The sequence below is a fragment of the Streptomyces sp. CA-210063 genome, from assembly GCF_024612015.1.
Lineage (GTDB): Bacteria > Actinomycetota > Actinomycetes > Streptomycetales > Streptomycetaceae > Streptomyces.
Genome location: NZ_CP102512.1, coordinates 8,706,491 through 8,725,551, shown reverse-complemented (window position 1 = coordinate 8,725,551; position 19,061 = coordinate 8,706,491). Strand labels below are relative to the sequence as shown.

The 19,061-nt window shown below is 69.9% G+C and carries 14 protein-coding genes and 2 tRNA genes; 3 read left to right on the top strand and 13 right to left on the bottom strand.

Annotated elements, in window-relative coordinates:
- Nucleotides 1-254 precede the first annotated feature (254 nt).
- Entirely contained in the window at nucleotides 255-1,925 is a 1,671-nt protein-coding gene (locus JIX56_RS38180; RefSeq protein ID WP_257547522.1) for a hypothetical protein, read from the top strand.
- A gap of 263 nt (nucleotides 1,926-2,188) precedes the next feature.
- Here the strand turns inward: JIX56_RS38180 and JIX56_RS38175 are convergent, their stop codons facing one another.
- The 4 genes from JIX56_RS38175 to JIX56_RS38160 form a co-directional block, all read right to left on the bottom strand.
- Nucleotides 2,189-2,749: an HIT family protein gene (locus JIX56_RS38175; RefSeq protein ID WP_257547520.1), complete on the bottom strand. Its 561-nt coding sequence runs from the start codon at nucleotides 2,747-2,749 to the stop codon at nucleotides 2,189-2,191.
- Nucleotides 2,750-2,846: 97 nt separating this feature from the next.
- Nucleotides 2,847-4,823, bottom strand: coding sequence for a threonine--tRNA ligase (gene thrS, locus JIX56_RS38170; RefSeq protein ID WP_257547518.1), 1,977 nt, complete (start codon nucleotides 4,821-4,823; stop codon nucleotides 2,847-2,849).
- 101 nt (nucleotides 4,824-4,924) lie between these two features.
- Nucleotides 4,925-6,283, bottom strand: coding sequence for a hypothetical protein (locus tag JIX56_RS38165; RefSeq protein WP_443031939.1), 1,359 nt, complete (start codon nucleotides 6,281-6,283; stop codon nucleotides 4,925-4,927).
- Nucleotides 6,280-6,846: a DUF4365 domain-containing protein gene (locus tag JIX56_RS38160; protein WP_257547517.1), complete on the bottom strand. Its 567-nt coding sequence runs from the start codon at nucleotides 6,844-6,846 to the stop codon at nucleotides 6,280-6,282. Before JIX56_RS38160 ends, JIX56_RS38165 begins: the two co-directional genes overlap by 4 nt.
- Before the next feature lie 168 nt (nucleotides 6,847-7,014).
- On the opposite strand from JIX56_RS38160, the gene JIX56_RS38155 reads away from it, so the two are divergent.
- Nucleotides 7,015-7,740, top strand: coding sequence for a 3'-5' exonuclease (locus tag JIX56_RS38155; RefSeq protein WP_257547515.1), 726 nt, complete (start codon nucleotides 7,015-7,017; stop codon nucleotides 7,738-7,740).
- Nucleotides 7,741-7,778: 38 nt separating this feature from the next.
- On the opposite strand, the gene JIX56_RS38150 is transcribed toward JIX56_RS38155, so the two are convergent.
- Both JIX56_RS38150 and JIX56_RS38145 read right to left on the bottom strand, forming a co-directional pair.
- Nucleotides 7,779-7,850 (bottom strand) — tRNA-Val (locus JIX56_RS38150).
- Nucleotides 7,851-7,889: 39 nt separating this feature from the next.
- Nucleotides 7,890-8,348, bottom strand: a complete 459-nt coding sequence (locus JIX56_RS38145; RefSeq protein ID WP_257547513.1) for an SRPBCC family protein — start codon at nucleotides 8,346-8,348, stop codon at nucleotides 7,890-7,892.
- 102 nt (nucleotides 8,349-8,450) lie between these two features.
- Between JIX56_RS38145 and JIX56_RS38140 the strand changes: the two genes are divergently transcribed.
- Nucleotides 8,451-10,898, top strand: coding sequence for an SCO7613 C-terminal domain-containing membrane protein (locus JIX56_RS38140; RefSeq protein ID WP_257547511.1), 2,448 nt, complete (start codon nucleotides 8,451-8,453; stop codon nucleotides 10,896-10,898).
- Between the two features lie 134 nt (nucleotides 10,899-11,032).
- On the opposite strand, the gene JIX56_RS38135 is transcribed toward JIX56_RS38140, so the two are convergent.
- From JIX56_RS38135 to JIX56_RS38105, 7 genes are all read right to left on the bottom strand, one after another.
- A complete protein-coding gene (locus tag JIX56_RS38135) occupies nucleotides 11,033-13,780 on the bottom strand; it encodes an exo-rhamnogalacturonan lyase family protein (RefSeq protein ID WP_257547510.1) in 2,748 nt (915 codons plus the stop codon).
- Nucleotides 13,781-13,891: 111 nt separating this feature from the next.
- Entirely contained in the window at nucleotides 13,892-14,500 is a 609-nt protein-coding gene (locus JIX56_RS38130; RefSeq protein WP_257547508.1) for a hypothetical protein, read from the bottom strand.
- 13 nt (nucleotides 14,501-14,513) lie between these two features.
- Nucleotides 14,514-15,413, bottom strand: a complete 900-nt coding sequence (locus tag JIX56_RS38125; RefSeq protein ID WP_257547506.1) for a carbohydrate ABC transporter permease — start codon at nucleotides 15,411-15,413, stop codon at nucleotides 14,514-14,516.
- Nucleotides 15,410-16,411, bottom strand: a complete 1,002-nt coding sequence (locus JIX56_RS38120; protein WP_257547504.1) for a carbohydrate ABC transporter permease — start codon at nucleotides 16,409-16,411, stop codon at nucleotides 15,410-15,412. The genes JIX56_RS38125 and JIX56_RS38120 overlap by 4 nt, the downstream gene beginning before the upstream one ends.
- On the bottom strand, nucleotides 16,411-17,700 hold the full coding sequence (locus JIX56_RS38115; protein WP_257547502.1) for an ABC transporter substrate-binding protein: 1,290 nt from the start codon (nucleotides 17,698-17,700) through the stop codon (nucleotides 16,411-16,413). The genes JIX56_RS38120 and JIX56_RS38115 overlap by 1 nt, the downstream gene beginning before the upstream one ends.
- A 553-nt stretch (nucleotides 17,701-18,253) precedes the next feature.
- Nucleotides 18,254-18,328, bottom strand: a tRNA-Val gene (locus tag JIX56_RS38110).
- Between the two features lie 79 nt (nucleotides 18,329-18,407).
- Nucleotides 18,408-18,887, bottom strand: coding sequence for a TIGR02611 family protein (locus JIX56_RS38105; RefSeq protein WP_257547500.1), 480 nt, complete (start codon nucleotides 18,885-18,887; stop codon nucleotides 18,408-18,410).
- Between the last annotated feature and the right edge of the window lie 174 nt (nucleotides 18,888-19,061).

Below are 19,061 nucleotides of genomic sequence, written 5' to 3'. Positions count from 1 at the left end.
GGCGGGCGGCTCCGGCCGTCCGCCGACAGCTACGGGAGCCGTCCGCCGACAGCTACGGGAAGGGACAAGGCCGGTTCACGGCCGGTGGGTTCCGTGAATGTCCGTTCTTCGCACCGCGCGATGTCCGTGGCTGCGGATACGCTGATCACCTGATCGACAAGTGTGGCTTGATCAGGTCCAGATCGGGTGATGACCTGATCAACAGGTGTGCGGAGCACGGAAGTCGGGAAAGCCGCAGAAGCGAGTATGCGGCGATGGGGGCGGCGGTGGCGGACGAATTCGATTTCTCTCCCGGGGCACAGGTGCCGCTGACGGGCACCGCGGGACAGACCGCGGCGACGTACGCCCTGGCGTCTGCGGCCTACCGGGACAACGAGATCGCGGAGATCCTCAAGGCCAACAACGATTGGCACAAGTCCACGGTCAAGCCGGGCCGCAAGTGGGCGACCATCTTCCGGCCGAACCTCGGGGAGGCGTTCTCCCTGGCGGTGCGGGACCGGATGGTCGGCGCGGGCCGCAAGCCGCTCATCCAGTCCTTCGGCATGGAACCGCAGGTCGTCGTCGAGCACTGCCTCGCGGCCACCAACATCCGCAGGGAGCGCGACAACTGGCTCTCGGCCGTGATGGTCCTGTGCGGCGTGCTCTTCCTTCCCGGGCTCCTCCTGTGGCTGCTGGTCTTCCAGATCCGCACGACGGTCGCCAAGCGTGACGACAAGCGGGCCGGCGCCCTCGGCACCACGCTGCTGGTCGCCGTCGGGGCCCTCGCCGTGATCTTCCTGCTCAGGATGCCGTTCGACGGTTTCTGGGCCTGGTATGCCCGTGCGTGCGTCGTGCTGCCCGTGGTCGGCTGGTTCTGGGCCAAGCAGATCTGCGAGCGCACCGCCAAGGACCTGCGGGACCGTTGGGCCGGTCTGCTGGCCGGGGGCGGTGTCGGCGCCAAGATCCCCGAGGCCGTCCCCGGCAGCCCCGGCGAGACCAAGGCCGAGCAGCTGCGCAAGGAGCTCGCCCGGCTCAGCGCCGAGCAGCGCTCCAACCTCGTCTTCTACGCCGGCCCCAAGGGCATCCTCGGCATGGGCACCCGCTGGGGCAGCTGGCAGCTCGCCGAGGACCTGGTGCCCGCCGACTCCGGCAAGGAGATCCACCCGTTCCGCAGCTGGGACGTCATACGCGCCATCCACGACCAGCTCCGCATGCTGGAGCGCACCCCGCTCAACACCGGTGGTTTCACGGCGCCTTCCATCAAGCACTGGGTGGTCAGCCCCATCGGTGAGGGCGCCGGAGCCGTGGCCCGCCCCGACAGCACCGACGTGGACGCGTACCAGTACAAGAACCACGCCATACAGGAGATCTGCAACAAGCAGCACTTCGGCAGCGGCAACCGGCACTACCTCGGGGTCCAGTGGACGCTCTGGGACGGCCAGTTGATCATCACCATGCTGGTCACGGTCACCGTCCTGCACCAGACGCTCCGCATCGAGGTGACCGGGCACGCCCTCGGTCCGGTGCACGGCCTGTTCACGACCGGGCCGGCGGCCAAGGAGAAGGAAGTCCAGAAGTCGCTGAGGTTCTGGGAGACCCGCAAGGTGAAGCTCCCGCTCGTCGACGCCGACGAGGTCGTACGGCTCGCCGCGCGCGCCCCGCTGACCTGGTACCCGCCGCTGCTCAACTGGCTCGGCGGTTCCATGGGCCTGCCGGAGCCGTTCGGCCTGCGGCACGCCTGGGCCGACCAGCCGTGGCGGCACCGCTTCATGGCGGACGACGCCCTGCGCGCCGCCACACCCGTGCTCCGCGTGGTCCACAACGCCGCCATCAAGGTCCTGCGGGAGAACGGCGTGGACACCGAGAAGTTCGGTTCACGGGCCGGGTTCCTCAGCGGGGCGGTGCAGGATCCTACGCCGCGGAAGGCCGACCTCTACGACGCGTGAGCGCTGCGCTGGGCTTGGCCGGGGGGTGCGTGGGGGTGGGGGCGCGTTGTCGGGTGCGGGTGGGTGGGGGCTGGTCGCGCAGTTCCCCGCGCCCCTGAAAAGCAGGGGCTGCGCCCCTTGCTTTTCGGCCCGCTGACCGTCGTCTTTCAGGCCCGCGGCCCCGTCGTCTTTCAGGCCCGCAGGGCCTGGTCTTTTTGGGGCGCGGGGAACTGCGCGACCAGCCCCCACCCACCCGCAGACGACAACGCGCCCCGGTGCCCCGTTCAGCCCGCCGGCCAGGCCTCCGCGAGCATCTTCCTGGTGTCCGCGAGGAGTTGGGGCAAAATCCGCGTGTGACCGACCACCGGCATGAAGTTGGTGTCGCCGCCCCAGCGGGGGACGATGTGCTGGTGGAGGTGGGCCGCGATGCCCGCGCCCGCGACCGTGCCCTGGTTCATGCCGATGTTGAAGCCGTGGGCTCCTGAGGCGGTGCGGAGGGCGGTCATGGACTGCTTGGTCAGCTCGGCCAGCTCGGCGGTCTCCGGCCCGGTGAGGTCCGTGTAGTCGGCGACGTGCCGGTAGGGCACGACCATGAGGTGGCCACCGTTGTACGGGTAGAGGTTGAGCACCGCGTACACATGCTCCCCGCGCCTGATGACCAGGCCATCCTCGTCCGATTTGGCCGGAATCGAGCAGAACGGACAGCCGTCGTCGGCCCCCGGGCCGGTCGGCTTGTTCTCGCCCTGGATGTACGCCATCCGGTGGGGCGTCCACAGGCGCTGGAACGCGTCCTGCGTACCCACTCCGATCTGCTGCTCCGGCTCACTCGTCATGCAGTGCAGCATATGACTTCGCCCGTTCGCGGCGTGTCGAGGCCCCCGGGGGAGCTGATCCCCGGGGGCCTCGACCACCTGCGCACCGCGCTCACGTACGCCGTACGCCTCAGATCTGGACGCGGTCCTCCACGACCTTCGCGATCTTCGCGATGGCCTCCTCGACGGGGATGCCGTTCTCCTGGGAGCCGTCGCGGTAGCGGAAGGAGACGGCGCCGGCCGCCATGTCCTCGTCGCCCGCGATGACCATGAAGGGCACCTTGGCCTTCTGCGCGTTGCGGATCTTCTTCTGCATACGGTCGGAGGAGGCGTCGACGTCGACGCGCAGCCCCGCGGCCTTGGCCTTCTTGGCGAACTCCGCCAGGTACGGCACATGCGCGTCGCCGATCGGGATGCCGACCGCCTGGACGGGCGCCAGCCAGGCCGGGAACGCGCCCGCGTAGTGCTCCAGGAGCACCGCGAAGAAGCGCTCGATCGAGCCGAAGAGAGCGCGGTGGATCATGACCGGGCGCTGCTTGGAGCCGTCCGGACCGGTGTACTCCAGGTTGAAGCGCTCGGGCAGGTTGAAGTCGAGCTGGACCGTCGACATCTGCCAGGTGCGGCCGATGGCGTCCTTGGCCTGGACGGAGATCTTCGGACCGTAGAAGGCGGCGCCACCCGGGTCCGGGACCAGCGGGAGGCCCTGCTTCTCGGCGACCTGGCGGAGCGTCTCGGTGGCCTCCTCCCATGCCTCGTCGGAGCCGACGAACTTCTCCGGGTCCTTGGTGGACAGCTCCAGGTAGAAGTCCGTGAGGCCGTAGTCGCGCAGCAGGTTCAGGACGAAGGTGAGCGTCTTGTCGAGCTCGTCGGCCATCTGCTCGCGGGTGCAGTAGATGTGCGCGTCGTCCTGGGTGAAGCCGCGGGCACGGGTCAGACCGTGCACGACACCGGACTTCTCGTACCGGTACACGGTGCCGAACTCGAAGAGCCGCAGCGGCAGTTCACGGTAGGAGCGGCCGCGCGCGTCGAAGATCAGGTTGTGCATCGGGCAGTTCATGGGCTTGAGGTAGTAGTCGACGCCCTCGTCGAGCTGCATGGGCGGGTACATGCCGTCGGCGTACCAGTCCAGGTGGCCCGAGACCTCGAAGAGCTTCCCCTTCGTGGCGTGCGGGGTGTAGACGAACTCGTAGCCCTCCTCCTCGTGCCGACGGCGCGAGTAGTCCTCCATGACCCGGCGGATGACGCCGCCCTTGGGGTGGAAGACGGCGAGGCCGGAGCCGATCTCGTCCGGGATGGAGAACAGGTCGAGTTCGTTGCCCAGCTTGCGGTGGTCGCGCTTCTCGGCCTCGGCGAGGAAGTCGAGGTGCGCCTTCAGCTCCTCCTTCGAGGGCCAGGCGGTGCCGTAGATGCGCTGGAGCATCGGGTTCTTCTCGCTGCCGCGCCAGTACGCGGCGGCGTTGCGCATCAGCTTGAACGCCGGGATGTTGCGGGTGGTGGGCAGGTGGGGACCGCGGCAGAGGTCCTTCCAGCACAGGTCACCGGTCTTGGCGTCCAGGTTGTCGTAGATCGTCAGCTCGCCGGCGCCGACCTCGACGTCCGCGCCGTCGTCGGAGGATGCCGAGCCCTTGAGGCCGATCAGCTCCAGCTTGTACGGCTCGCCCGCCAGCTCCTCGCGGGCGGCCTCGTCGGTGACGACGCGGCGCGAGAAGCGCTGGCCGCGCTTCTGGATCTCCTGCATCTTCTTCTCGACGGCCTTGAGATCCTCCGGCGTGAACGGCTTCTCCACGTCGAAGTCGTAGTAGAAGCCGTCCTTGACCGGCGGGCCGATGCCCAGCTTCGCCTCCGGGAACAGCTCCTGCACGGCCTGGGCCATGACGTGCGCGGTGGAGTGGCGCAGGATGTTGAGACCGTCCTCGGAGGAGATCTCCACGCCCTCGACGGTCTCGCCGTCCTTCACCTCGTACGCGAGGTCCTTCAGCTCGCCGGCCACGCGGGCGGCGACGACGGTGCGCTCGCCGGCGAAGAGGTCGGCGGCCGTAGTGCCCGTCGTCACCACGCGCTCGTCCCGCTCGGAATCGCGTTGGATGATCACACGGACGTCGGACACCGGTTTCTCCTACCTGAAGGGCGGCCCGGTCATCTGATGCGGGCCTGGGCCATTGGGAAGGATCGTACCGAGCCCGGGGTCCTGCTCGCGAAACAGATACCTCAGTCCCCTCCGCAGGCCTCCCCGAAGAAGGCTGTGATCTCTGCGGTCTCGTGGAGCGACTTCATCAGCCGGTCCCGCTCGGCCTCGTCGACCTGCACGGGGGCGACCCCGGCGGCGTTCGTGAGCCGCCGGAACCCGCCCCGGCTCTCCAGCCGCCCGTGGACGCGGACCGGCAGTCCGACGAGATGCGCGTGTCCCGCTATCCGGTACGACTCCTCGTCCAGGGTCATGCGGACGTGCGGGACCTCGGCCCCGGCGATGACCCGCAGCCGTACCGTGCCCTCGCCACGCGCGGCCGACCGGCGCATCCGCACCACGGCCCCGGTGATCCGCACCGGCATCGAGGGCTCCTCGCGCAGATAGCGGGCCCCGGCCTCGCGCAGCACGGGCAGGTCGCCCGGTGAGAACTCGACGGGCTCGGCCGGTGTCGCACCGCCCTCGGGGACACCGGCGGCGGGCGCCCACTCGACGGCGATCCGGGCGCCCTCGGTGCCCCGGACGAGGGCGACGAGGGCCTCGGTCAGCTCATGGCTCACCCCGGCCTCGACGGCGCCGTCGAAGGCGTCCATGCCGCCGGTGGCGCGCTGGTAGTCGATGGCCTCCCGGGCGGCGTACAGGGCCTGGTGGAGGCGCAGGGCGAGGCGGCGGCCGGTGGCCACGGGCACGAAGGCGGTGAGGCTGCGGCCGCCGGGGGCCGCGCCGACGAGGACGCCGTCGAGGGAGGCCGCGGCGGGACGGCGGTGCCGGGCGCCGTAGTAACCGGCACGCGCGCGGGTGGCCAGTGCCGCCGCGAGGAGCATCTGGCGGGCGGCCGAGCGCAGTTGGTCCTCGACGACCCAGGAGGCGGTGCCCACGGGGCCGGTCGGCACGTCCCGCCACCAGCGGATCTCGTCGCTGGGCACGGCGAGTCCGACCAGCACGTCCCGCGCCGCGGGCGAGCCGCTCCGGGACAGCGCGGTGAGGGCCTCGCCGAGCAGGTCGTCGCTGTCGGGGAAGGCCCGGTTCTCCGGCACGAGCAGGCTCATGCCCCGGCCGGCCGGTCCCGGTGGGGTCCAGCGGCCGTACCGTCCGGTGGCGCCGCCGCGCCGCTGCCAGCCGTGCCGGCGCAGGAGGGCGCCGAGGACGGCGGGGTCGACCTGGGCGGGGTCGGGCGGCTGGGTCCAGGTGGGCTCGACGGGGTGGGGCCGCACGGGGCGTAGGGGCTCGTCGAGGGAACGGCGTACGGACCCGCCCTGTTCCTCGGGACGACTCCCCGGGTAGGGAGGGCTCCCGGGCCCGTCCTCGCCGTTGGCGCGTCGGCCGGACGCGTCGTCGTCGGGCCATCGGCCGGCCGCGTCGTCGATGGGGCCGTGGGTCACGGTCTGCCTCCCGTTCCGACCCGCGTCATGATCTCGCAGAGCGCTCGGTCGTCGAAGATGCGCGAGGTCGGTATGCGCACGGTGGTGCGGCGCCGACCGGTGATCGGGTGTCCGGCGAGATTGATCCAGTAGCAGCAGTGGCGCAGGTCGAGCCGGTCGTGACCGGCTCGCAGCCACTGTTCCTGCGATCTGGGGACGATCATCACGACCAGGATCTTGTGCACCGAGACGGGCGTGCGGGCGAGCTTCGCCAGGTGCGCGTTGTCGAGGGTGAAGGAGAAGAACCGGCCCGGCGGGTTCGGCGCGAGCTGGTAGGTGGCCTTGAGCTGCACCTTGATGGTGACCTCGTCGTCGACCGTGTGCCCGGGCGAGCCATGGCTGACGTGCCAGTCGATGCCGTTGTCCGGAAAGGGCTGGGAGAGGGAACAGCCGGCCGCGGCGGCCACCGCGTGCAGGTAGCCCACCTGCAGGGTCTCCATGCAGGCGGTGGTGGCGAGGGAGCCGCGATGCGATGCCGCGCGCTCGGGCAGCAGCCCGCCCCGCTCGGGCTGCGCTATGGCCATGACCAATAGCCTTCCAGTGCAGGTGTTTCACCGTGCCGAGCCCCTGAACTGCACAGACCCGTACTTCTGTTGTCTCCGTCCGGCGTACGGCGCAAACAGCCCGGGTATCACCAAACAGGCAGAAGACGGGACGTCAGCTGCCGTGGGTGAACGAGGAGTTGTGTACGTATGACGTGTTGGTACGAGGGGCCCTTGGCGGCGTTCGACACGGAGACCACGGGCGTGGACGTCGAGACCGACCGGATCGTGTCGGCCGCCGTCGTCGTCCAGGACGCGCCCGGCACCCGTCCCCGGGTGACCCGGTGGCTGGTGAACCCGGGAGTGCCGGTGCCCCCTGGGGCGACGGCCGTGCACGGGCTGACGGATGAGCATCTGCAGCGCGAGGGCCGCTGGCCCGCGCCGGTGATGGAGGAGATAGCCAGGGCGCTGGCCGAGCAGGCGGCGCGCGGCCGCCCGCTGGTGATCATGAATGCGCCGTTCGATCTGACCATGCTGGACCGTGAGTTGCGGCGGCACCGCGCGTCGTCGCTGGACCACTGGTTCGAGACGACGCCGTTGCAGGTCCTCGATCCACGGGTCCTGGACAAGCATCTGGACCGCTACCGCAAGGGCCGTCGTACGCTCACCGATCTGTGCGCGCACTACGAGGTCGTCCTGGACGGCGCGCACGACGCGGCGGCCGACGCACAGGCCGCGATGGATGTCGTCCGCGCGGTGGGGCGCCGTTTCGCGGCCCGCCTCGCCCGTCTCTCCCCCGCCGAACTGCACACCCTGCAGGCGGTGTGGCATGCGGCGCAGGCGCGCGGGCTGCAGGCCTGGTTCGCGCGCAGCGGCACGGACGAGGCGGTGGACCCGGCGTGGCCGCTGCGTCCGGATCTGCCGGCCGCGGCATGAAAAAAGCCGGTCCGCGTCTGCGGACCGGCCTTACCCGGTGGGCGATACTGGGTTCGAACCAGTGACCTCTTCGGTGTGAACGAAGCGCTCTCCCACTGAGCTAATCGCCCGGGAACGCAGTGAACAATACAGGTCCCGACGGCTCTGGTTCAAACCGCTTGCCCACGGGCCGCGAGGTACGCGAGGAGTCCCCGCCTGCCCGCCCGCATCATCAGCGTGTGGTTGGCGCGGAACACGGGCCGCCCCGGTACGGCGAGCCGGCGCAGCAGGGGCTTGGTGACGTCGACTTCCTGGTCGTAGCGGGCGAGGGTGCCGGTCCCGTCCGCGGTGAGCGTCCAGCGGGCCCAGCCGTCCAGGTCACCGGTCATCTCGATCTCCAGAATCCCGGCGGCCGGGTCGCGTCGCGCCTCGCGGGCGGTGAAGACGAGGTCGTAGGGCACGACCGAGCGGATCCGGACGGTGCCGGTGGTGTCGTCGGTCCGGATCACCTCGCGCACCTGCGGCCACCAGTGCGGATAGTCCTCGGCCCGCTGGAGCACGTCGTAGACGGCGGCGGGCGGCGCCGGCAGGTTCCAGCGGCTGCGGAAGCGGTAGTGGCACCAGTCCATGGTCGGATTCTGCCTGCGCGGAGGCCGTCTGCGCGGGATCTGAGTACGTCCTGAGTACTCGCACTCATGTCGTACGAGGTGACGCGGACCACACTCCGGGACATGACGCATTTTCCGTCCCCGGCCGAGGAGTTGCGGGTCCTCGACTCCGAGCTGCGGCGACTCGACGCCCGCCGCACCTTCCTGCTGGCCCGCCGCGCCTGGCTGGTCAACGCCCTGTACGCGCCCGCCCCCGCGCCCGCCGCTCCGCCCGTGCGGCGCCCCGAGGCGACGGCACCCGGTGTGCAGAACGTGCTGCTGATCCTCGGCGGCGTCCTGCTGACGGTCGCGGCGATCGCGTTCACGCTGGTCAGCTGGGGGCACATGGGAATCGCCGGCCGTGCCCTGGTCCTCGGCGCGGTGACCCTGGCCGCCCTCGGCGCCCCCGTACCGCTCCTGCGCCGAGGCCTGCGCTCGACCGCCGAGGCGGTGGCCGGCCTCGGTCTCGCCCTGACGGTCCTCGACGCGTACGCCCTGCACGAGGTCGCGTTCACCGGGTCGGACGGCACGGGATACGCGGCCGCCGCGTCGGCGGTGCTGGCGGGGGCGTGGGCGGCATACGGGCTGGGGCTCGGTTCACTGGTGCCCTCGGCGGCCGGGGGCACGGACGGCCGTCCGGCCGGGAACACGAACGCGGTCACGCGCACCCCTCTCCGACTGCCGCTCCCCCTGGCCCTCGTCGTCGCTCAACTCCCCCTCCTGCTCTGGTCGTTCGCGATGAACGCCGGTGTGGAGACGGTCACGGCCGTGCTGCTGGTGACAGCGGCGGCCGACACCGCGGTCGCGCTCCGGGTGTCCCCCGAGCCGGTACGGATCGTCGCCATGGTCGGCGCGTTCGGCTGGGGTGCCTGGGGTGTACTGGCGGCCGGGTGGCTCTCGTGGGCCGCCGCGGGCCCGAGCGCCGCCGCCCGTGCGGCGGCGCTCCTCGCCCTCGCCGCGGCGGTCGCCCTGACGGCGGCCTGGCGCGCCCCGAAGCCGGCCCTGGCCCTCGGCACCGCGCTCACCGGCGGGCTCCTCGCGGTAGCGGGCCTCGGCGGCATCGCACGCTCGGTCCTGCCCGACGAGTGGACGGTCCCGGCCCATCTCCTCTGCGGGGTCGCACTGTTGGCGGCCGTACGCACACGGATCCCCGAGCCCGTACGCCGAGGCCTCGCCCACGCCTCCGCCGTCGTCCAGGCCCTCGCCCTGGCCACCACCCTGCCCGTCCTGCTCGTCGTCCTGCTGGGCCCGGCCGGCTGGATCGAGCGGATCTGGTCCGGCACGCCCACGGACACCCGCGCGGCGGTGACGCTCGACGCGCCATGGCCCCCGAACACGGCGACCGTCCCCCTCGTGCTCGCCGTCGTCGCCGGAGTCCTGGCGCTGACCGGACGCACGGCCTCCTGGCGCACCCCGGCCCTCGTGGGCGCCTTCGTCCTCACCTGGGCGACGGCCCTGGTGTTCCCTACGGTCCTCGAACTGCCCTACGCGGCCGGGCTGACCGTGCAGGGCCTCGTGGTCGTGGCCACGCTGGGAGTCGCGGGATTCCTGCGGTCGGCGGCGCCCCAACGCCTCCGGGCGCCGCTGCCCCTGACGGGCGCCCTGCTGGCTCTCGTCACCTCCCTGAGCCTGGCCCTCCTCTCCCTCGCCACCGAACCGGCGACGCTCGCCGTGCTCGCCGCCTCGACCGCCCTGTTCGCGCTCGCGGCCTGCCGCACGGACCTCGGCCCCCTCACCGCGCCCGCCTCCCTCGCGTACGCCACCGCCCTGACCTGCGCGATCGGCGCCTCCTCAGGCTGGGAGCCGCAGCACACGGCCCTGCTCGTCCTCACCGTCCCGGCCACCGCGGCCCTTCTCGCGGCACGCCTCGGCGGCTCCCCCATGACCATCCCGATCGAGGCGACCGGCGCCGCGGCCGGCCTCCTGGCCATCGCCCTCTCCGCCACGCACCCGCCCCTGCTGGCCCTGACCCTCGCACTCTGCGGAGTCATCGCCGCGGGCACGGCCGTACGACCGGACCGGCGATACGTCGGCTACGCGGCCGCAGCGCTCTTCGTACTGGCCTCCTGGGTGCGGCTGGCGGTCTGGGAGGTCGGCTCCCCGGAGGCGTACACCCTGCCGGTGACCGTCCCGGCCCTGATCGTCGGCCACCTACGCCGACGCCGTGACCTGACAGCCTCGTCCTGGACGGCGTTCGGCCCGGGCCTGGCGGTCACCCTCGGCCCGAGCCTCGTCGCGGCCTGGGGCGACGAACACTGGCTCCGCCCCCTGCTCCTGGGCATCGCCGCCCTGCTCATCACCCTCACGGGCGCCCGCCACCGCCTTCAGGCCCCGCTCCTGCTCGGCGGCGCCACCCTCACCCTGGTCGCCCTGCACGAACTGGCGCCGTACATCGCCCAGGTCGTGGACGCCCTGCCCCGTTGGGTACCTCCCGCGCTCGCCGGTCTGGCACTGCTCGCGGCGGGTGCCACGTACGAGCAGCGACTGCGCGACGCACGGCGAGTGCGGGAGGTGTTCGGGAAGATGACGTGACACTCCTGACGTACCCGGGGGCGCCCCTTCAGGGGCGCGGGGAACTGCGCGACCAGCCACAACGGACCCGCAGTTCCCCACCGACGCCAAGGCACACCCCCAAGCCCCGGCGCCCCGGCGCCCCCAGCGGAGCGTCACGGCATCTTGTCGCCCACCAACGCCAGGTTCTGAATGGCCGCCAACCCGTACAGCGCCGTCGCGTTGGTCGACACCCACGCCGCCTCGCTGCCCGGCACCAGCGCCGTCGGCCCTTCGATCTTCTTCGTGGACCAGTCGGTCGACTCCTTGTAGTCCCAGGTGTCGGCGCTGTTGTAGAACTGCCGCCACGCCCGGGCCGCCAGCTTGTCGTCGCCCAGCTGGACCGCCGCGTACGCGTCCTGCCGCGAGTGGCCCTGGAAGAGCAGCAGGGTCCCGAAGTGGGAACCGTAGCGGGCGGTCTGCTCAGCCCTGGTCGCGTTGAAGTACCGGCAGTAGTCGAGCCAGGCCTCCTTGAACTTCGGCATGTCGATCTGGTCGAGGAGTTCGGCGTTCAGCTCGACCAGGCCGAACATCGCCGACAGGTGCGAGACGCCGACCCTGGGCTCGGTGGCGACGGCGAACTTGCCGGTGTCCAGGTCGTAGAGCGCGTTGCCCTGGACGAAGCCGTTGGGCTGGGCCGCGATCGTCTCCATCGTCGACAGGACGCGCTCCTTGGCCTTCTCCCACTTCGGCCCGCGCCGCTCCCACTCGGTCAGCCAGGCGGACACCAGCCCGGACCAGTCGGTACCGAACCCGATCGACAGCGCGTTGCGGTCGGGGGTGTACGGCTCGGTGCGGATCTTGCGGATCGGGTCGAGGACGAGGAACGTCTCGTCGGAGTCGACGTTGGCGTGCATGAGGTCACCGACGCGCTCGTCGGCGGTGAGGAAGTAGTAGTAGCGCCGGTACGTGGTGTTGGCGATGCGCTGCTGCTTGGCACTGTCGGCGTAGTGCTGCACCCCGTGCCGGGTGCCGAGGCCGGCCCATTTGCCGAGGTGGTAGACGTCGACCTCGCCGGTGTGCCGGGTCATGGCCTCGGCGAAGCGGAAGATGTCCGCGCGCCCGGAGCGCATGTACGCGAACCACAGCCACAGGTCCGGCGAGAGCTCGGAGTTGTCCCAGGCGTAGCCGCCGACGTCGTAGCACCACTGGTGGCGGCTGGGGTCGTAGCTGTGCATGATGTCGCCGTAGTCCCAGAAGCCGTACCAACGGCGCATCTCCACCTGGTCCTTGTAGTAGGTGAAGAGGAAGTCGAGGTGGTCCTCGATCTTCGCCTTGGCGGCGGTGGACCGGTCCGGCTCGGCGAACAGCCGGCCGAAGACGCCCGCCTTGATGAGCTGCTTGGGCGGGGCGGCGAGCTGCGGGGGCGTACGGACGGCCTCGACCTGCTCGGCCATGTCCTCGGCGCTCGGGGTGGACTCGTGGGCCCAGAAGAGGAGTTCGCTGGTCCGGGCGATGCCGTAGGGCGTGCCGAACCCGGGCTCGTAGTCCTCGTAGGTGATGTTGAGGCCTTCGAGCTGCTCGGGGTAGGTGTCCTGGCCCATGCCGTCGTGGTAGAAGCGCAGGTCCATGGGCTGCGCCTCGGGCGACCAGAGCCAGAGGGTGACCTCGGCGGTATCGGTCTGGGCGTCGCGGATGTCGAGCTGGGCGGGGAACTTCTCCCAGAAGTCCCGCAGGCCGAAGGCGAAACCGCCGGACGCGCCACCGACGTAACCGAAGCCGCTCGCCCGTCGGCCGCCGCCCGCCGGGATCCAGCCGTGGCCCTTCTTGGTGCGCTTGCGGACACCGAAGCCGTCGGCGGAGAGCTGTGAGAGCGTGTAGTCGCCCCACTCGGGGATGTACTGGAGGCGGGTGGTGACCCGCTGGTCCCAGGTGGACGGGTCGGGCAGTTTCTTGCCCTCGAACTGGGCCGTGCGCACGGCCGTGCCCGGGTCGCGCCGCAGCCCGGTGATGCCCTTGACCGCCTCCCGCAGCAGACCCGTGCCCTCGCCTCCGATACGGATGTGGCGGTCGTACGCGGCGTCGCGCATCGGCACCTTGAAGCGGACGCCGATGCCGCGGACGAAGTCGCCGCTGGCCTTGCCGGGCTCCTGGGTGCCGTCGAAGGTGATGGTGTGCACCATGCGGAACGACTCGGCGCCCGCGTAGAAGTAGAGGCGGATCGAGAAGGGCAGCCAACTCCGGTCGCCCTTGCGGTGCTTGCCGTCGATGCGGACCACGGCACGCACCGGGCCGTCCTGCTCGACCTCGACCTCGCCGATGACGCTCTCGAAGCGCTCGTACTTCTCCGTGCCCTGGTCGCCGTCCTCGATCTCGGGCTGACGCAGCAGCACCAGGCGGCCGGTGTGGGCGATCTCGGTGGAGCCGCGCAGCACGGACTTCACGAGGGTGGAGCCGGACTTGCCGATCTTCGCGGTGATGACACCGGTCGACACATCGATGGTGCCGCCGCTCTTGTCGACGGTGACCTTCTTCTCCGGCGCGGCGGGGGTGCCGGCGGCGAGGGTGAGCTTGCCGGAACCGGCGCCGGCGCCCACCGCGTGCGCGGTCCACTTCACGGAGCCGTCCGGCCAGTAACCGATCGGCCAGGACTGCACGGCCACAGCCTTGCCGTCCGCAGCGGTCAAGGAGAACGACTGGTCCTTCTCGTATGCGCCCTTCGGCCACGGCACACCCACCGTCGAACCGGGAGCGGCGCCGAGTCCGCCGTCCTCCAGCCAGTCCAGGACCACGGGTTCCGCGTCCGCGGCCTCGGCTCTGGGCGCGGCCTGCGCGTTCGAACTCCCTAGCGCCCAGCTGAACTGCGCGGCGGCTCCGGCGACGGCGGCCGCCTTGAGAAGGGACCTGCGGTCGATGGGGGACATGGCCTTTCCTTTCGGTGCGGGAAGTCTTGCGTGCGGGTGGTCAGGGGCATGACAGAGAGAGGTGCGGCACCTCTGGGTGCCGACCTGGTGCGAGGCACCGCCCGCTTCGGGTCAGCGGCGGCGCCGGTACCGCTCCTCCACGGCGACGGCCGCCGCCGCGACGGCCCCGAGGACCGGGACCGCCAGCGGGGCGACGAACCAGGCGGAACAGGCCACCACGGCCAGTCCGCCGACGAGCAGAAAGGATCCGGCGGGGTCGAGCACGGTCCGCCGCCCGGCCGCGCCGAGCAGGGCCCGCCAGGTGGCGCCGGGCTGCCAGACCGCCGCCGCGCGCAGTGCGGCGACGGCGGCGCCGATCAGCGCGAGGACCCCGACGACGCCGACCAGCGGCCCGCCGGGGATCCCTGCGCGTACGGCCTGGACATCCACCCACACCGCCGCGAGCGCCGCCCATCCGGCGAGCCCGACGAGCCAGCCGCCGCGCACCGCGGTCCGGAAGTCGGCCACGAACTCCCGCCAGCCGCCGGCCTCATGAGCCGTACGACGTCTCAGATGCCGGGAGCCGGCGGCGAACGCGGCGGGGTACGTCACCAGCGGCAGCGAGGCCAGCGCGATCCACACCCCTGTGAGCAGACACTCGGCGAACAGCGCGAACCGCTCGGCGAGCAGGGACTCCTCACGGGGTGCGGCGGCCTTCGCGCGGGCACGGGCCTGGGCCATCGGTCCGCTCACCTCAGCCCTTCAGTCCGGACGTGGCCATGCCGTCGATCAGATAGCGCTGGAAGGCGAGGAAGAAGGCGAGCACCGGCAGCAGGGCCACCAGCGACATCGCGATCATGCCGCCGTAGTTGGCCACGGCGTCCTGGTCCACGAACATCTTCAGACCGAGCGAGACCGTGTACTTCTCGGGCTCGTTCAGATAGATCAACGGGCCCATGAAGTCGTTCCAGGAGTTGATGAACGTGAAGATCGCACTGGTGATGAGCGCGGGCCGGCACAGCGGCAGCACGATCGACCAGTAGATCCGGAAGTGCCCGCAGCCGTCGAGCCGGGCCGCCTCGTCGAGCTCCTTGGGCAGGTTCCGCATGAACTGCACCATCAGGAAGACGAAGAACGCCTCCGTGGCCAGGTACTTCGGCAGCAGCAGCGGGGTGTACGTGTTGATCATTCCCATGTTGCGGAACAGCACGTACTGCGGAATCAGCAACACGTGGTACGGCAACAGAAGGGTGCCGATCATCAGCGTGAAGAGCAGGTTGCGCCCCGCGAACTTGATCTTCGAGAACGCGTACGCCGTCAGCGAGCAGGACACCAGGATCCCGATCACCGAGCCGACGGCGAGCGTGAGCGAGTTGAAGAAGAACGTGGAGATCGAGATGTCGGCGATGCCGTCGGAGAGCCGTGTGTAGTTCCCGATGATCGGGTCGCTCGGCAGCAGATCCAGACTGCCGATGATGTCCTCGCTCTTCTTGAAAGAGCCTCCGATGACCCAGATCACCGGATAGAGGATCACGGCGAGGATCGCGAGCGACCCGATGTGCCAGGCGAGGGAGCCGGGCAGACTGCGCCGCAGGGCACCCGCCTTCGCGGACGGGGCCGGAGCTGGGGAGATCTCGGTGGCCTGTGCGCTCATCGGGCACCCTCCTCGTAGTGCACCCAGCGCTTCTGGGACCAGAACAGCACCGCCGTCACCAGGGCGACCGCGACCAGCAGCATCCAGGCCATCGCGGAGGCCAGGCCCATCCGGCTGTTCTCGAAGCCCTGGACGTACAGATAACAGGTGTAGACCATCGAACCGTCCGCCGGACCGCAGGCGTTGCCTCCGGCGCCGCCGCCGACGATGTACGCCGAGCTGAAGATCTGGAAGGAGTGGATCGTCTCCAGCAGGACGTTGAAGAACAGGACGGGGGAGATCATCGGCAGGGTGATGTTCCAGAACCGCCGGAACGTACCCGCCCCGTCGACCTCGGCCGCCTCGTACAGCTCACGCGGGACCTGCTTCAGGCCGGCGAGGAAGATGACCATGGGGGCGCCGAACTGCCAGACGGTGAGCGCCACCAGGCTGTAGATGATCATGTCCGGGTCGCCGGTCCAGCCGCCGACATCGATCCCGAAGATCTTCTGTGTACGGTCGACGATCGCGTCGTCGGAGAAGATCGCCTTCCAGACGATCGCGATGGAGACGCTGGCCCCGATCAGCGACGGCGCGTAGAAGGCGGCCCGATAGAAGGCCTGTCCGCGTCGCTTCTGGGCCAGGAGCAGCGCCACGCCGAGAGCCGCGATCAGCTTGATCGGCGTACCGACGACGACGTACCAGAGCGTCACCCGCACTGAATTCCGCCACCGCGGATCGGCGAACATCTCGGAGAAGTTGTCGAGGCCGATCCACTTGGGCGCGTCGAACAGGTTGTAGTCGGTGAAGGCGAAGTAGAGCGAGGCGGCCATCGGGCCCGCTGTCAGCAGCAGGAACCCGGCGATCCAGGGGGACATGAAGAGATAGCCGGCCAGGGTCTCCCGGCGGCCCCGCCGCTTGAGTGCGGCGGGGCGCGGGGACTTGGCCGGACGGTGCCGCGGCTCGGAGTCCTTGGTCAGGTCCTCCATCGCAGGGGCGTGTGTCACGGCGGTTCCCATCAGCTGCCGAGAGCCGTCTTCGACTCGGTGAAGAACTGCTTGACGGCGTCGTCCACCGACCGCTTGCCCATGGCGAGTTCCTCGGCGATGCGCATGAACCCGGCCTCGCAGATGTCCGCGCCGTTCGGATGCGGGGTGATGGGCTCCAGGACACCGGCGTCGACGAGGGACTGCTCGTACTCGGCGATCGTCTTGTTGACCGGGTCAGTCGGCTTGTACGCGTCGTACTGGGCCTGCGTCGCGGGCACACCCCGGTCGTAGCCCATGATCTTGGCGACCTCGGGCTCGTGCACCATGAAGTCGATGAACTGGGCGACTTCCTTGGGATGCTGAGTGCGCTTGGACGCGCTGAGCATGAGGGACCCCAGGTACTGGCCGGTCTTCTTGCCGTCGGTGGTCGGGATGGGGGCCAGGCCGTACTCGCTCTTGCCCTCGGAGGTGTAGCGGACGGTGAAGTTGTCCCAGGTGAACTCACCGGCGGCGAGTTCCGCCGCGACCGCCGACTTGGGCTTGGTCTGCGCGACCTTCTTGGGATCGGCGTAGACGCCCTCCTCGATGCCCTTCTCGGCCTTCGTCCACCAGGCCTTCAGGTCCGCCTCGGTGAAGCCGAGCCCGCCCTCGGTGAAGAACGCCTTGCCGTTCTGGCGCAGATAGAGGTCGTAGAGGTACATGACGCCGTACATGCCGCTGTCGCCGGCCCGTCCCGCCTTGTCCCGGATCTTCTTCATCGCAGCGTCGAAGTCGTCCCAGGTCCAGCCCTGCTCCGGCTTCACGCCGGACTTGGTGTAGACAGGCTTGTCGATCACGAGGGCCATGGAGTTGGAGCCGACCGGAACACCGAGGAGTTTGCCGTCGACCTCACCGAACTTCTCCAAGCCCGCTCTGAAGCCGTCCATGGAGAGGTTGCCCGCCTCGACCTGCGCGCTGAGATCGAGCAGCACATTCTTCGCGTCGTATTTCCGCAGGAAACCGATGGCATTCTGGAAGACGTCCGGCGGATTTCCACCGGAGGCCTGCGTGTTGAACTTCTTCCAGAAGTCGGGATACACCTGGAAGTCCGTCTTCACCTTGATCTTCGGGTACTTCTTCTCGAAAAGCGCGATGGTCTTCTTGATGCGCTCGGCTCGGTCCTCGGCACCCCACCAGGCGTAACGGATCGTCACCGTCCCGTCCCCGGCGCCACTGTCGCCGCCACAGGCCGTGGCCGTCGCCCCCAGCCCCACGACGGCCAGTGAGGCTCCGGCCGCCTTGAGGACCGTTCGCCTCTCAACGTTCCTGTTTTGCTGCATGGTTGAGCCTCCCCGCGACGTTGCGTCCCGCGCCATGAATCGTTTCAAGTAAGCGCTTGCTGGCACAAGGTACGGAGACCCTCAGGAGACGTCAATGATTCGGACAGGATTTGATGGAAAGCGGAGCCGTCGACACGCCGGACGACGGAGCGCGGCAGGTGACGCCCGGTCAACTGAAAGCCCAGGTCCGGCAGTTGCGGTCGACGGGTCGAACGCGATGTGGGGCTCCGGCGGCGAACGGTCGAGGCTGAAAGGAGTCAGCGGGGCGGCGCGACGGCACACCCGCCGAACCACCCCCGGAACACGGCCGCCCGACCGAGCGTGAGCCCCGGGACGTGGGTGAGGAGGTATCGGATTCAGCCATTTAGAGGGAGGGCGGCCGCCGGGGAGAAACCGCATCGGCCGCGCGCCCCTCGCGCCCGGAACTCATCGGTCGACATCCCTGCACGCCCGGACGGACCGCTAGCGGTCCCGGAAACCCCCACACGCAGCCACACGCAGCCACAACGCAAACGACCCGGCCCACGTTTCCGTGGGCCGGGTCGTAGTCGACTGGTGGGCGATACTGGGTTCGAACCAGTGACCTCTTCGGTGTGAACGAAGCGCTCTCCCGCTGAGCTAATCGCCCGGGCGCAGGGAGAACATTACCCCATGTCAGGGGGTCCCTCCGACAGCGTTCGGAATCCCCCGTGCCGTCCCGGCCGTGTTCACTGGTCCTTGATGTTCCAGGGCATCTCGAAGCCGAACTTCCAGACGTAGACGCCGACGAGGACGGTCACGATCACCAGGCCGATCGACGTCAGAATGATGTTGCGGCGCCGGACTCTGGGGTCGAGGGCTCGCTGGGTGGCCTCGGTGACCTTCCGCTTGGTCCAGCGGAGCACCAGCTGGGCCCAGACGAATTCGGTCGCCCAGATCGCCATGCCGCCGAAGATCACGACCCAGCCGGGGCCGGGCAACGGCAGCATGATCACGCCCGCGACGACCACCGCGAGCCCCACGATGAAGATGACCACCTGCCAGCTCAGGTGCAGCATCCGCCGGGCTCTGACGAATTCCGGCGCACGAGATCCGAGCGGCGCTTCGTTCTTGGCCACATCGGCCTCACTGTTCGCTACGTTCGTCTCACTCTTCGTTCCGTCGGCCGCCACGGCGACCTCCCCCGTTCCGTCACTCCCCGTGTCCATACGGCCAAACCCTACCGGAGAGAAACCGGTCACCGGAATGGTCGTACCCACAGAAGACGGTCTCGGCCGGATGAGCTACCAAAAGCGACGCAAAACTCCCAGAGGGGTTTACAACGGCACCGTAGGTGGCATGTCGATTTCGCCGACGTGCGAATCCCCGAGCGCACACTGAGC

Bases quoted from the DNA above. Each gene is read 5' to 3' on its own strand.
- JIX56_RS38180 (WP_257547522.1), top strand. From the start codon at position 255: ATGGGGGCGGCGGTGGCGGACGAATTCGATTTCTCTCCCGGGGCACAG.
- JIX56_RS38175 (WP_257547520.1), bottom strand. From the start codon at position 2,749: ATGCTGCACTGCATGACGAGTGAGCCGGAGCAGCAGATCGGAGTGGGT.
- JIX56_RS38160 (WP_257547517.1), bottom strand. From the start codon at position 6,846: ATGGCCATAGCGCAGCCCGAGCGGGGCGGGCTGCTGCCCGAGCGCGCG.
- JIX56_RS38155 (WP_257547515.1), top strand. From the start codon at position 7,015: ATGACGTGTTGGTACGAGGGGCCCTTGGCGGCGTTCGACACGGAGACC.
- JIX56_RS38145 (WP_257547513.1), bottom strand. From the start codon at position 8,348: ATGGACTGGTGCCACTACCGCTTCCGCAGCCGCTGGAACCTGCCGGCG.
- JIX56_RS38140 (WP_257547511.1), top strand. From the start codon at position 8,451: ATGACGCATTTTCCGTCCCCGGCCGAGGAGTTGCGGGTCCTCGACTCC.
- JIX56_RS38135 (WP_257547510.1), bottom strand. From the start codon at position 13,780: ATGTCCCCCATCGACCGCAGGTCCCTTCTCAAGGCGGCCGCCGTCGCC.
- JIX56_RS38130 (WP_257547508.1), bottom strand. From the start codon at position 14,500: ATGGCCCAGGCCCGTGCCCGCGCGAAGGCCGCCGCACCCCGTGAGGAG.
- JIX56_RS38125 (WP_257547506.1), bottom strand. From the start codon at position 15,413: ATGAGCGCACAGGCCACCGAGATCTCCCCAGCTCCGGCCCCGTCCGCG.
- JIX56_RS38120 (WP_257547504.1), bottom strand. From the start codon at position 16,411: ATGGGAACCGCCGTGACACACGCCCCTGCGATGGAGGACCTGACCAAG.
- JIX56_RS38115 (WP_257547502.1), bottom strand. From the start codon at position 17,700: ATGCAGCAAAACAGGAACGTTGAGAGGCGAACGGTCCTCAAGGCGGCC.
- JIX56_RS38105 (WP_257547500.1), bottom strand. From the start codon at position 18,887: ATGGACACGGGGAGTGACGGAACGGGGGAGGTCGCCGTGGCGGCCGAC.